The sequence below is a fragment of the Arenibacter troitsensis genome, from assembly GCF_900177645.1.
In the GTDB taxonomy this organism is placed as follows: Bacteria; Bacteroidota; Bacteroidia; order Flavobacteriales; family Flavobacteriaceae; genus Arenibacter; species Arenibacter troitsensis.
Window position 1 is genome coordinate 132,617 of the sequence record NZ_FXAO01000003.1, and the last position, 13,413, is coordinate 146,029.

Genomic DNA, 13,413 nt, shown 5'->3' on the forward strand with positions numbered 1-13,413 from the left:
AAATGGTTTAACAGTTATCAAAGATAATACTCTTTATTTTGGTAAAATTCCACCAAGGTTTTTTCCCAATTATGGATGGTTATTTTTTTCCTCGATCCATTTGGACATAAATTTGGTACTGGCCATGGTATGGTGCAACAGCATATTGCCAATAAAGTTGCCAGCTCTGTGCAATTCTATATTCTTGGCAAGCAACTCTATTGTATCCTTTAATCTCTGTTGTAACAAAGTTTTGTTGTAAACGCCATTAATAATGGCAATTCCATTCTCCCTGGCACTGTACCACTCCGCTTCATTCTGGTACAGTAAAACGGCAGCCTTCGCAAAAGTCTTCGCATTATCGGCTATAATTCCATTCCACGGCATGTTTTCGCAGATGCCTTCGGCGCCAATTTTCGTCGTAATACTGGGAGTACCGTTTAACATGCCACTTAGTAGTTTGCCTTTAATTCCCGCTCCAAAGTTTAGGGGCGCCAGATTAAGTCTGGCTGTGGATATAACCTCATCCGCATCATGGGCATGTCCCATAATGTAAAACCCTTGTTTTGGGCTGTTCAATTGTTTAATGCTTTCGGGCATATAAGCTCCATGTACAAATAAATTGGCAAGGGGCAATTCCTTGCGGATAAGGGGCCAAATGTCTTTTTTAAGGGTCTGTACTGCGTCTATATTAGGAGCATGTTTCCCATTGCCGATACAGACAAAATCCTTTTTTTGTTCAAATGGGAGCCAATTGTTCTGTTGTTTCCCATCAATTGCATCATACATCATAGGTAAGTGCAATAGTAAGCTTTTGTCTATTTTAACGGTCATGGTCAGAAGCTCCATTTCATGTAAGGAAATGATCAAACTGAGATCACATCTGTAAATACTGGCCACTTCCCTTTTTGTCTGGTCTTGGTCCAACCAAAATTGCTCGGTAAAGGGAATGGATTTTTTATAGGCAAGATGTCTACTGTTCCTAAGGGAGTGTAAATCTTCGGTATCCAAAATCCGTAGGGCATTTGGTACATTTTTGGCTACACGCCATCGAAATTGTTCTTCTATCATAAAACGGTCAAAAAGAACGATATCCGGATTTATATCCTTTAAAAAATTATCAAAACTGGAATGATTGAGTAAAATTGATTGTTTACTTACTCCAATGCTCGATAAATCATAGGAATATTCACTTTCTGCCGCAGTGCTCGCAAAGGTTACCTGGTAACCCTGACCTAAAAAGAAGTGGATCAATTGCAGCATTCTTCCCCCAGCAGCCGTTGTATTGGGCTCTGGCCATACATAGCCAATGATCAACATTTTTTTGTCCATTTGCGGGAACATTTGTTCTATAAGCGCTTGGCGAATTTCTGGGAAATTTTGGAACGTAGTTTACGTTCATAATCCTCCTCCAACCATTCCTTGTAGTTTTTGGTATTGTTCATAATGCAATAGGAATATTGGCGCACCCTATAGGCGATCTCTTCCTTTAATTTCTTGGCCAGAATACGGGCATCAAATACATCCTCACTATTTTCTACGCATATGGTGGCGTGCTGTTCAATACTGTTCTCCAGTACGGTTTTGGATTTAAGCCCCTTGGCAAATACTTTCTTGTATTCCGCTTTTATGTCAAATTCGATATTTTTGGACTTACTGAATAGCGCTTTAAGGTCATCTGGCATCTCGTACACAAAGTCGCGCTCTATTTCTTCATCATTTTTTATACTTTCCAGAAAGAAATCCGGGAAATGGAATATTTCCTGCCAATCTATGGGAGCGTTCCAAAGACCGAAGCGGGCCACATTGTTCCCAAGGTCCACCACGGTAAACTCATTTTTATTTGGCAATATCCTGGAGCCCCTACCAATCATTTGAAAATAAAGGGTCAAGGATTTGGTGGCCCTATTCAAAATAATGGTCTCTACAGTGGGTTCATCAAATCCTGTGGTCAATATGCTGACCGAGGTGAGTATGGCATCAGGGGTTTTTGAAAACCATTTTAAAATTTCCTTACGCTCGGAAGCACTATTCTTATTGTCTAAATGCCGAATGTTGTACCCTGCCTTTTTAAAGGTGTCCAAAACATACAAGGAAGTATTGATCCCGTTGTTGAAAATAAGGGTTTTGGTTCCTTTGGCTATCTCTTCATAGGCATTTACCAATTTGGTAAGCATGTTCTGGTTGCCATAAAGTTCGTCCGATGATTTTACCGTATAGTCGCCACTAATGCCCAGCTTTAAACTTTTAAGGCTTACGTCGTAATTGTACATATTGGCCTTGGCCAAAAATTTCTTTTCTATTAGCGATGATATGGATTCTCCCACGATCAATTTTTGATAGTGGTCCTTCATGGGAAGTTTTATGTTGGAGCTTAAAGGCGTTGCGGTAACCCCAAGGATGATGGACTTTTTAAAATATTTGAATAATTTTCTAAAGGAATTGTAATGTGCTTCATCAATAATGACCAGTCCTATATCATTGATCTTCACCTTGTCATCCTGAAGTCTATTGTTAAGGGTTTCCACCATGGCCACGAAGCACATGTATTGGTCTTGGTCCTGTAGCTCCTTTACCTCGCTGTTGATAATTTTATTTTTAACCCCAAATCCCTTTAACATTTTGGAGGTTTGGCTGCTCAATTCAATTCTATGGGTAAGAACTACTACCTTTTTATTGGTTTTATGAATATATCTTTTCGCAATTTCCGAGAAAACAACCGTTTTACCTCCGCCCGTGGGCAATTGGTATAAAAGGTTCATATCGTCCGGGGATTCCTCCAAACACTTAAAAATGTTGTTCAGGTCTTCCTCTTGATAATCATAAAGGGTTTTTTCTGTACTTTCTTTAGGTAGCTCCAAACGGGAAATGAAATTTTTTAAAATTAAGAAAAATCAAACCTTACAAAATTAAGAGTTTTTTGGGCCGGTTTCAAATTAATGAGGCAAAAACATGAAATTGGAATTATCCTTTTGGTACATATAAATTAGCGAACCCCTTGGACGGTCGATCTAAAAACTGCTCTAAACAGTTGAAAAAACTGCTAATCTGTGATTAGTCTATGATGTCCAAGGACTTTGAGAATCCCTCCCTGTTGGGCCAATGATGATCCTGGGCAAAAATATAACAGGCAATAATTCTATCCTTAAAATCGCTTAATAGGGCATTTAAGGAAACATATTGGACCAAGTCATTAAATGAGTTGCCCATACTTTTATAAAAAGCCTCCGGGACATTTTTCTCTAGGGAAAAAGATTGTGCCACTTCTAGGTTGTACAACATTAGATCTGCCGTTAAGTGGGGGTCTACTCCCAATTTAACAAAGTGCTTTATATATTTTTGGGCAACGGACCTTCTGGCTTTGGCCCTTTTTCTTTTTAAGGGAAAGTATTCATTGGATATCTTTATTTTTGCCTCCTGCAACAGCTTATCTTCCTTTGGGTTGAAAACAAAATCGTAATATTCCTTCACTACCGGAAATCTGTGATATAGATCAATCAATTGCTCTTCCAGTTCCGTTTTTTTTAATTCCGACAAATATTTTACCAATGCCCTTTTACTCATTCTTCCTATTAATTCAATTTGAACTTAAAAACTGCAATTTGATATATAAAAATCTAAAAATAGCACAAGAAGGTAAATTAGCATTTTAATAATTGGATTGGACAAGGAATATCATAAACTTCTCATAAATTATGTATAAGTAATGCCGCTTCCCTTGGAAAAGACATAAAAAAAAGGTATAATGAGAGATTAACACTTCAAAATCCAAATAAAAAATATATGAGGCAACTAAAGATTATCAAGCAGGTTACGAATAGGGAATCAAAATCACTAGACAAATATCTGCAAGATATCAGTAAAATAGAGTTGATCACCGCTAATGAAGAGGTTGAATTGGCTCAAAAAATTAGGGACGGAGATCAAATTGCCTTGGAAAAACTTACGACTGCCAATTTAAGATTTGTGGTTTCTGTTGCCAAACAATATCAAAATCAAGGCTTAAAGCTGCCTGATTTAATCAATGAAGGAAACGTAGGTTTGGTTAAAGCGGCCAAACGTTTTGATGAAACAAGAGGTTTTAAATTTATATCGTACGCAGTTTGGTGGATACGCCAAGCTATTCTTCAGGCGTTGGCCGAACAATCCAGGGTTGTGCGATTACCGCTGAACAAGATTGGGTCCATAAATAAAATTAAAAAAACATTTTCCTATTTGGAGCAGGCCCATCAAAGGCCACCATCACCAGAGGAAATAGCCAAAGAATTGGAAATGTCCGTTAGTGAAGTAAAGCAATCCTTGAAAAATTCAGGAAGACACGTTTCTATGGATGCCCCTTTGAAGGAAGGGGAAAACTCCAATCTTTACGATGTACTTCGCTCAGGGGAATCCCCAAGACCGGACAGGGTGCTTTTACAGCAGTCCTTAAATACGGAGATCAATAGAGCCCTGGACACGCTTTCCCAAAGGGAGGCAGATGTTGTTAAATTGTATTATGGTATTGGAGACCAGCAATCCATGACCTTGGCGGAGATAGGACTTACATTTGATCTTACCAGGGAACGTGTGAGACAGATAAGGGAAAAAGCCATTAGAAAGCTCCGTCACAATTCCAGAAGTAAATTGCTCAAAACCTATTTGGGATAAATTACCCAAAACAAAGAGGCCGAATAAAATAGCATTTATTCGGCCTCTTTGTTTCTAAGGTTATAGGTTTAAGAATAACTTAATTTACTAATATTGAAATCGATTAGGATTTCATTTAAATCTTCAATGAAGTTTAAATAAGCCGCGTTGTCTGGATTTTGTTTTGCCATTTTAAATAGGGGTTTTTTAGATTCTGAATTCTGGGCCGAACTACATATAGTCCAACTCAGCCAATTCGTTTAAACTCAAAATTTCATTTAAATCTTGTAGGAATGCTAGGTATTCCTCTCCGTAGGTGTCATATAACATAGTAAGACTTGATTTAGGTTATTATTGTTTGGGTCAATAATTATATGGTAAACATATTTATTATCTCATTTGTCACCAATTAAATGTTGTGTATAAGTGGTTTTTAGTTGTAAAATGTACAGTTCATTAAGTTTTATTCTTTTCTATACTAATTATCCGATTACTGCTACTGAGGGTACCAGGGCTATTCCTATAGTATAAAACCTTTTATTTCTTAAAAATTTTATTGGTCAAGTCTTTTAACTGGTCTAGGAATCTTAGCTCTTCCAATTCCTCCAAATTATCATCCCCATTATGGCAACTACTTTTGTAGAACGTAATATTTTCTGAGGTGGTAATATCAAAATCGATGTTGAACAAGTCGTTGCATCCTAAGGTGTCCTCCCCGTCATCTATTGATGTAGCAGAGGAATCCAATGATGATGCATTATTGTTTTTCTGGATCTCATAATTGGATAAAGTTGTGGAAACAAAGCCGGATTTTGCAGTTTCAAAAGTAAATAGAGGGTCTAAATGCAATTTTGAGGGTCCTTTATCCTTTTTTTGATTTTGCCCTTGGGTGGTAGGGTTTTCCATATTGCTTGAAGGGTTGTTCTGCCTTTTGGATTCGAGATGTAAAGAGACCGATTTTGCCTTTTCCCTTATGGCTTTGTCCGAATGGCTGTGTAGGGTTTCCAAAAAATATAGATCACTTAAATCCCCTATTTGCTGCATCTCCTGTAACAATAACAGTTGAGATTCCCTATCCAATGAGTTCATTAAATGGTTAAACACATAATGTTCCCCAAAATCCACAAGGTTGTTGTTATCCTCCTCCTCATCAATATCCATGGGGTACTCCGAGAGGAACCTGAAAATTATTTCCTTAATGAGATTGGCTATGGAGTCGTTTTCTTCCTCATCCAACATTTCATTTAATAGGGGCACCTCCCGTATGTCTCCCATCTCTGCTATGGAATGTAGTAACTTCACCTTTTTAAATTCCCAATCTGTGTAGAATTTTGCCGCAGGAAGGTGCATTTCTCCCAGATCCAACATATTGTCTTCCCCGTCTTTGGCAAGTATTGTGTTTTGTTCCTCTACATGCGACTTTAATATATCACTGATCTGTTTTTTTAAGTGTGGGTCCAAAACCACCTCATATTCCACTTCTAGGTCATTAATGTTAGTGATAGGTTCCTCTTTTTCTTCTTCGATTTCCCTTATCCAAGGCAAGAAATCTATATTTAAAAATGAAGTATCCTCTCTATATGATTTGCCAGTGGGGTGAATTAAATTCTCTCCATAAATTTCCCCATATATGGCCTCATAAGGGTTTCTTTCAAAACTTTCCTTACCGAGGCATTCCGTTAAGAATTCCAAATCGTTGTTAATCATTACAGCTTCCTGTACTTCCGTACTACCTTCGTCTTTCAAATCCTCATAATTTATTACCAAAGGAACGAAGCTAATATCTAGCTCTTCCCCTTTGGGCAAATCGGTATTGGCATTCAGATTATTGGTATTGCTATTCAATGGTTGATTCATTTTAGGCGCTTCAATTATTGATTCTTTATCTGGAAAATTGGCAACATTACCAATTGTATCAATGTGTTCTGTATTATTTCCGTCAGTACCAATATCCCAATTTTCAAGGTTTTCGAAAGCAGCTATCCGCAGGCCGAATTCTTCGGAAAGTCTTTGGATTATATGCTTTGCCCCTTCATCCAGATCGTGGTTCATCTCAATTAAAATTTTGGATATGATGCGTTTATTTCCAGAGTGTCTTAGAAACTTCCATAATTCCACTTTAAGCTCTATGAGTTCTCTCTCTGCCATTTTTAGCCTTCCTTGCTCGTATAGTAAAAGCTCACAGATAATTCCCCTTAGATGTTTCCTTTTTTCTTCCCTATGGTTCCTCCACCTTAGCAATGTGTTGTTTTTTAAAAGGAATAGGATGGTCAAATATCCAATGGATAAAAGCAAGAACAAGGCTGTTAAATCCCATAACAAGTTGGTATGTATTTGAGGAATATTCACTAATTCTTACTTTATGTTTAATTGGATATTTATTTTGCTTTTCCTTTAAGGAACATCAGTTCCCTATCAATGGCATTTTCTACCATGGGGTATGCCAATAGTAATTGATCATATAACCGTCCTATTTCCGGTAGGTTCCTATGGGTTTTACAGCCTATCGTAATTTGATCTACAAGAGAATAAAGATGATTGGCCCTCATCATGGAAAGTCCCGATTTAACCTTGTGGGCAGCAAACCCCAAGCGGTTAAAGTTGCCTTCGGGGATATAGACATTGGCCCTACCGATAAAATCCAGCATATTTTGCTTAAATAAGCCGATCAGCTCTTCCAATAGGTCTATTTCACCCATGCACTCTTCCAGTAAATAGGTTAAATTTACCTCCCATGATTCCTTATTTTCTGAAATTGGGGAAAGATCTTCTCTATATGCAACAAGAGGTTTGGAGCCTATACCTTTTTTGTAATGATACATTTTGTTCTGTTTGCCCTTTTTATAGGGGATAGTGAACTTATAAGTACAACCATCATCCAAGGTGGCCATGGTTGCTATGGATCCCTTTAAAATCTCCAATATTCGCCTTACCACAGCATAGCCAATTCCTAAACCATTCAATTTGGAATCCGCAATTTTATTTGATTCATGGTGCTTTAGGTCTTGTTTTAATGTTTCGGTACGGACATCCCTAATTTCAAAATCCAGTACTGAGCAATTTCCGTGTTGCTTTCGCAATTTAATTTTCAGAAGGACACTTCCTTCATCAATAAGTTTTATGGAATTGCCCAAGAGGGTTAGCAGAATTTGGGACAACTTGGATGGATCTCCCAAAAGTATTTCGGGTATTTCCGTATCCAAATCTACCTCCAAGGTGACGTTTTTCTTGGTTATTAGGGTATTGCAGAGATACGTGGTATCCCTAATAATACTGTGAAAGTTAAATTCGATATTTTCAAACTTTTCCTTTCCCGAAGTAAGCTTGGTATAATCCAATAGCTCATTAACAATATCTACCAGGTGTTTGGAAGCGGTGGTTATCGAATTAAGTTGCACTAATTGTTCTTCGGTTATGTTGCCTTCTTTTAATAGATCTACAGAAGCTATAATTCCGTTAATAGGGGTCCTAATTTCATCCCCTACTTTTTCGATTAACCTGTCATCTTCCCTGTTTGGCCTATTCCTTGTTGAATTTGCCACTTCTTTATACCCCATGGCCGATTCAAAATTCTTGTTGATTGCCTCAGTACCGGAAATTTTGGGTTTTGGACCCAACACTTTTTCCTCCAGCCGATATTTAAAGGTCATAAAGGATTTTTTTAATAGGGATGCTTCCTCGGAGGTTAATTCCTCAAATGAGAAATGATTCAATTGACCTTCAAGATTTGTCAGATGGGATAGTAGGTTGTCGGATTTCAATTTGTAATAGTTTGGGTTCTGAAAGTCTAAAACTCACCTTTTAAAGTACGGTTTACAATTAAATGTTATCTAAGCTTCATTTTATGTTGTCAAATGCCGTTATTTGTATGTATCAAACCCTATAAGTATGAAGCATTTTATCGGATTTATATGTCTTTTGTCGATTATGGCCTGTAAGGAAAAACAAGAAAAATTGGCGGAGTCGGTCGAAGAAAAAGCGGCACGAATTCACAAGGAGGTGATCACTATAGATACCCATATAGATATTAATGTGGCCAATTTTACCGATACTCTAAATTATACCCAGAAATTGGACAATCAGGTTAATCTCCCAAAACTTAAAAGTGGAGGTTTGGATGTTCCTTGGCTAATAGTCTATACCGGTCAGGGCGACTTAACCGAAGAAGGGTATGCGAAAGCCAAGGACAATGCCATGGCAAAGTTTAATGCCATTCACAGATTGTGCGAGGAAATAGCCCCGGAAGAGATAGCTCTGGCCTATACCTCCAAGGATGTCCACCGTATTGCAGGTTCTGGTAAAAAAGTGGCCATGATAGGGGTTGAAAATGCCTATCCAATAGGAGAAGACATTTCGGAATTTGAAAATTATTACAATTTAGGGGCTAGGTATATTTCCCTCTCGCACAACGGGCATAGTCAGTTTTGCGACTCCAATACAGGTGAGGCCGATGGCGTATGGTTGCACAACGGACTCAGCGAGCTCGGTAAAATGGCCGTAATGGAAATGAATAGGTTGGGGATAATGATAGATGTATCCCATGTTTCCAAAGAATCCATGAAGCAGATGATAGCCTTATCAAAAGCTCCAATTATTGCTTCCCATTCCTCGGCAAGGGCGTTGTGCGACCATAGTCGAAATTTGGATGACGAACAACTGTTGCTTATGAAGGAAAATGGTGGCGTAGTCCAAACCGTAGCCTTTAGCTCTTATCTGAATACCAAAAAACATGAGGCCCATGCAGCCTTCTTGAAAGGCTTCTATGAAGAGGTTGCCGATTCCTTAGGGATAGATTGGTATTCCTTTGACGAGCTTGCCGATCTTTCAGAAGCAAAGAAAAATACCTTCATAGGGAATTATTCCAAAGTAGTGGCCATGGCAAAGGCCAAGGTTGCCAAACGTACAGATCTGCCACAGGGCGTGGGTGTGTCCGATTTTGTTGATCACATAGATTATATGGTAGATTTAATTGGCATAGATCACGTGGGTATCAGTTCCGACTTTGATGGCGGAGGAGGCATTGAAGGATGGACAGATGCATCCGAAACTCCTAACGTTACCTTGGAGCTAGTTAAAAGAGGTTATTCCGAAGAAGAAATTGCCCAACTTTGGGGAGGCAATTTACTACGGGTATTGGATAAGGTTCAGGAAGTGGCGAAAACGTATACCAAAAATTAAGCTTCCGAAGCCAAACGGTCCCTTACAAATTCAATTTTGGTTTTTCCATGTGGTTTGGGTTTACCGTCCGCACCTAGATTTACCATGATAATATTGTCCACGGTAACAATAGTTTCCCTGGTCATTTTGTTCCGAACCTCACAGTTAAGGGTCAAGGAGGTCTTTCCAAATTTTACCACATCTATACCTATTTCAACAATGTCACCTTTTAATGCTGTGCTCATGAAATTTATTTCGGACATATATTTGGTAACTACCCTTTTGTTTTCCAATTGTATAATACTATATAGTGCGGCTTCCTCATCTATCCAGGCAAGTAACTTACCTCCAAATAGGGTACCATTGGCATTTAAATCTTCTGGTTTCACCCATTTTCTTGTATGAAATCTCATAGTATCTAAAATTTTACTGCAAAATTAGCAAAGAAATTTGCCCTATAACACACTTCGGGGAGAAATGTAGACCGATTTGGATAAATCTAAATTGCACCTTACTTTTTTGTACAATTTGGGAATTAATGGGGGCAATAATCATTAGATTCCTATAATTAATGCGTATAAAATATGTAAGATTATTCCTATAATACTACGGAGTCCATTTTATAGGATTTTACTGTAAACGTTTTGCTGCCCTAACAATAATAGGCATTGTTCCTAAATAAAAGAAACAATGTTCATAACCTAGTTAAAAACTAAATGGAATTGCCAAAATACGATAAACCCTAATTCCTACCTTTATAAAAACACCAATGATATGAGCGATAGGTCCCATAGTCTTTTGGAAATTCGTCCTATAATCCCTTCAGCCAAAGTAACGGAAATTATGAGCAGTGATGAGAGGTTTCAAAACCAAACCTTGCGTCCTGTAATTAAAATGCAAAACTCCTTGTTACTTTTAGTCTTCCAGAATTACATCACTAAACATAAAAATAGTTTTTATGAACTTGGGGTGAACAAACGTCTGATGTTTATAGAAAATGCGATCCAGAAGGATATTAAGTTTAGAAATTCCCTTAAAGGCATCATTATAGGTCAATTTACTACAGAGGAGTATGGGTTATATATACTTAATTCATCCTCTTTAAATAAACGCATGATGCAAATGGTCATTGAACGCCTTAAAGATCAGGTACAATTTTTTGAGAAAGCTTCGCTTCAGGCGGTATAGCACTCTTAATCCAAAAGCGATTCCCCATTAAGATTGGTGGTAAGTATGTCGCTCATAAGATCAAAATAAGGGCGTATTTCTTGAAAAGCAAGGTCCACATTCGTTAGGAAATTTGGGGACATTACTTCCTTGTCGGAAAAATTCTTGACAAAAATGAATTGTTTTCTTTTGATCAAATCAATATTGGGGTGATCCTTATCAAATCCTGAGGGAGCCGTTTTTAATTCGTCGCCCTGCATTTCTCCCCATATCTCCTTGAAACTTTTCTTATCCATGATGGCACGTATTTCAGAGGCATCGGTTTCAAATTCCTTCCTAATTCTGAAGAGGTCCTCTTTGTTGGGTTCCCAAAACCCAGTGGCAATAAAGGTTTCATTAGGTTTCAACCGTAAATAGTAGCCTCCACGTAATCGTTGTCCAGCTCTGGAAAAAGACCCCGCAAAATGGGTTTTATAAGGGGTTTTATCTTTAGAGAATCGAATGTCCCTGTAGATTCTAAACATTTTTAATTTTTCAATATCATCATGTGCTTTCAATTTATTCATCAAGGCGGTATAAAAACCCTTTACCCCTGCTTCCAGCTCCTTGAATTCAGTTTTGTGCTCAGCGAACCATTCCCTAGAGTTATTTTTTTTTAGGTTTTCCAAAAATTGAAATACATCTTTCGTAATTAGCGGCTGTTGTATACGACTCATAACACATTATCTTTGTGCTAAAGTTAACTAATTTAGCATAAGCTGATTTTGAAATAATGGTTAATTTTGAATGTATAATCAAAAGTGCAAATGGATAAGGCATCTATAATAAAGAATATTAAGGAACACAAAAATCAGCCTAACCTGAGGTTCGAACTCAAGGAAAGGACTGAATCGTTTACCAATCGTTTGTTTTATACCCTGTTTGATATAGATACTCCGGTTGATGAAAACTTGGATCTATTGGAAAAGGAATTTGATGCCTTGGTTAATTTGGCCTGTTGGCAGGTAGACAAACCCTGCCAAAGGGTGTGGGCAAATTTTGTGGTGCGCCTTCCGCAAATTCTCGAAAAATTAAATTTGGATGCCGAGGCCATTGTAAATTGCGATCCTGCCTCCTTATCTATTGAAGAGGTGTATATGGCCTATCCCGGTTTTTATGCCATCGCTATTTACAGGCTTGCCCATGAACTTTATATAGATGGTTTCCCCCTAGTTCCAAGATTGATGACGGAATATGCGCATAGACAGACGGGGGTGGACATTAATCCGGGCGCTCGGATAGGAAATTCCTTTTTTATAGATCATGCCACCGGTGTGGTTATTGGTGAAACAGCGATAATTAAGAATAATGTAAAAATCTATCAAGGGGTAACTTTGGGAGCTTTGTATGTTGCCAAAAAACTGCAAAAAACAAAGCGTCACCCTACCATTGAAAACAATGTTACCATATACGCCAATGCCACTATCCTAGGAGGGGATACGGTAATTGGGGAAAATTCCATAATTGGTGGGAATGCCTGGATAACAGAGTCTGTGCCCGCCAATTCCACCGTTTATCATTCTCCAATTATTAAAATAAAAACCTTACCGCATGTCTCATAGTATTTTGGATATTATAGGGAACACTCCCTTGGTAATATCAAAAGCAATCAATACCAATCCCAAGGTTAAACTTTTTTTTAAGTTGGAGGGAAATAATCCCGGAGGAAGCGTAAAGGATCGAGCCGCCCTTAATATGATAAAAGGCGGTTTGGAAAGGGGCGATTTTGATGTAAACTCCAAATTGATAGAGGCTACCAGTGGAAATACCGGTATAGCCCTGGCCATGATAGCCGGAATTTATGGATTGGATATAGAATTGGTTATGCCCGAAAATTCCACCAAGGAAAGAGTGCAGACCATGAGGGCCTATGGCGCCAAGGTAACCCTTACCCCTGCTGATGTGGGAATTGAAGGCGCAAGAGACTATGCAGAACTAAAAGTGAAAGAGGAAGGTTATATCATGATCAACCAGTTTTCCAATGATGATAACTGGAAGGCACATTACAAAAGTACCGGTCCGGAAATATGGAGGGATACCCAAGGGAAAATTACCCATTTTGTGTCGTCTATGGGAACCACAGGAACTATCATGGGGACATCCACCTTTTTGAAGGAAAAAAATTCCAGGGTTCAAATTGTTGGGGTGCAACCCGCCGATGAGGCTAAAATTCCCGGTATTCGCAAATGGCCCATAGAATATCTCCCAAAAATTTTTAATCCCAAGAAAGTGGACTCCGTTATGGAGGTTACCGAGCAGGAAGCTAGGGATATGGCCAAGCGATTGGCAAAGGAGGAAGGTATTTTTGCTGGAATGAGTAGTGGTGGCGCTGCCGCTGCCGCTATGAAATTGGCCCAAAGTTTGGACGAGGGCATCATCGTTTCCATTGTATGCGACCGTGGCGACCGCTATCTTTCCTCGGATCTGTTCGATTAATGATGAACC

Annotated in this window: 12 protein-coding genes; 5 read left to right on the plus strand and 7 right to left on the minus strand. The window is 38.5% G+C overall.

Annotated elements, in window-relative coordinates:
• Nucleotides 1-69: 69 nt before the first annotated feature.
• The 3 genes from B9Y87_RS07675 to B9Y87_RS07685 form a co-directional block, all read right to left on the minus strand.
• Nucleotides 70-1,311: a glycosyltransferase gene (locus B9Y87_RS07675; protein ID WP_085498468.1), complete on the minus strand. Its 1,242-nt coding sequence runs from the start codon at nt 1,309-1,311 to the stop codon at nt 70-72.
• Between the two features lie 17 nt (nt 1,312-1,328).
• A complete protein-coding gene (locus tag B9Y87_RS07680; RefSeq protein ID WP_085497803.1) occupies nt 1,329-2,840 on the minus strand; it encodes a DEAD/DEAH box helicase in 1,512 nt (503 codons plus the stop codon).
• A gap of 193 nt (nt 2,841-3,033) precedes the next feature.
• Nucleotides 3,034-3,543 (minus strand): DUF6155 family protein, encoded by a 510-nt coding sequence (locus B9Y87_RS07685; RefSeq protein WP_085497805.1) that lies wholly within the window; start codon nt 3,541-3,543, stop codon nt 3,034-3,036.
• A 219-nt stretch (nt 3,544-3,762) separates the two neighbouring features.
• Here B9Y87_RS07685 and B9Y87_RS07690 point away from each other — a divergent pair, with 219 nt between their 5' ends.
• A complete protein-coding gene (locus tag B9Y87_RS07690) occupies nt 3,763-4,626 on the plus strand; it encodes a sigma-70 family RNA polymerase sigma factor (RefSeq protein WP_072861377.1) in 864 nt (287 codons plus the stop codon).
• Between the two features lie 516 nt (nt 4,627-5,142).
• On the opposite strand, the gene B9Y87_RS07695 is transcribed toward B9Y87_RS07690, so the two are convergent.
• Both B9Y87_RS07695 and B9Y87_RS07700 read right to left on the minus strand, forming a co-directional pair.
• Complete coding sequence (locus tag B9Y87_RS07695) at nt 5,143-6,753, minus strand: hypothetical protein (RefSeq protein WP_139827190.1); 1,611 nt, start codon at nt 6,751-6,753, stop codon at nt 5,143-5,145.
• Nucleotides 6,754-6,983: 230 nt separating this feature from the next.
• Complete coding sequence (locus B9Y87_RS07700) at nt 6,984-8,366, minus strand: histidine kinase dimerization/phospho-acceptor domain-containing protein (RefSeq protein WP_085497808.1); 1,383 nt, start codon at nt 8,364-8,366, stop codon at nt 6,984-6,986.
• A 127-nt stretch (nt 8,367-8,493) separates the two neighbouring features.
• Between B9Y87_RS07700 and B9Y87_RS07705 the strand changes: the two genes are divergently transcribed.
• On the plus strand, nt 8,494-9,783 hold the full coding sequence (locus B9Y87_RS07705) for a dipeptidase (protein ID WP_085497810.1): 1,290 nt from the start codon (nt 8,494-8,496) through the stop codon (nt 9,781-9,783).
• Here the strand turns inward: B9Y87_RS07705 and B9Y87_RS07710 are convergent.
• Nucleotides 9,780-10,175, minus strand: coding sequence for an acyl-CoA thioesterase (locus B9Y87_RS07710; protein WP_085497812.1), 396 nt, complete (start codon nt 10,173-10,175; stop codon nt 9,780-9,782). The genes B9Y87_RS07705 and B9Y87_RS07710 overlap by 4 nt on opposite strands.
• A 361-nt stretch (nt 10,176-10,536) precedes the next feature.
• On the opposite strand from B9Y87_RS07710, the gene B9Y87_RS07715 reads away from it, so the two are divergent.
• A complete protein-coding gene (locus B9Y87_RS07715; RefSeq protein WP_085497813.1) occupies nt 10,537-10,950 on the plus strand; it encodes a glyoxalase in 414 nt (137 codons plus the stop codon).
• 5 nt (nt 10,951-10,955) lie between these two features.
• On the opposite strand, the gene B9Y87_RS07720 is transcribed toward B9Y87_RS07715, so the two are convergent.
• Nucleotides 10,956-11,645 (minus strand): DUF2461 domain-containing protein, encoded by a 690-nt coding sequence (locus B9Y87_RS07720; protein ID WP_085497815.1) that lies wholly within the window; start codon nt 11,643-11,645, stop codon nt 10,956-10,958.
• Between the two features lie 90 nt (nt 11,646-11,735).
• Between B9Y87_RS07720 and epsC the strand changes: the two genes are divergently transcribed.
• Both epsC and cysM read left to right on the plus strand, forming a co-directional pair.
• Nucleotides 11,736-12,530: a serine O-acetyltransferase EpsC gene (gene epsC / locus B9Y87_RS07725; protein WP_085497817.1), complete on the plus strand. Its 795-nt coding sequence runs from the start codon at nt 11,736-11,738 to the stop codon at nt 12,528-12,530.
• On the plus strand, nt 12,520-13,404 hold the full coding sequence (cysM, locus tag B9Y87_RS07730) for a cysteine synthase CysM (protein ID WP_085497819.1): 885 nt from the start codon (nt 12,520-12,522) through the stop codon (nt 13,402-13,404). The genes epsC and cysM overlap by 11 nt, the downstream gene beginning before the upstream one ends.
• Nucleotides 13,405-13,413 lie beyond the last annotated feature (9 nt).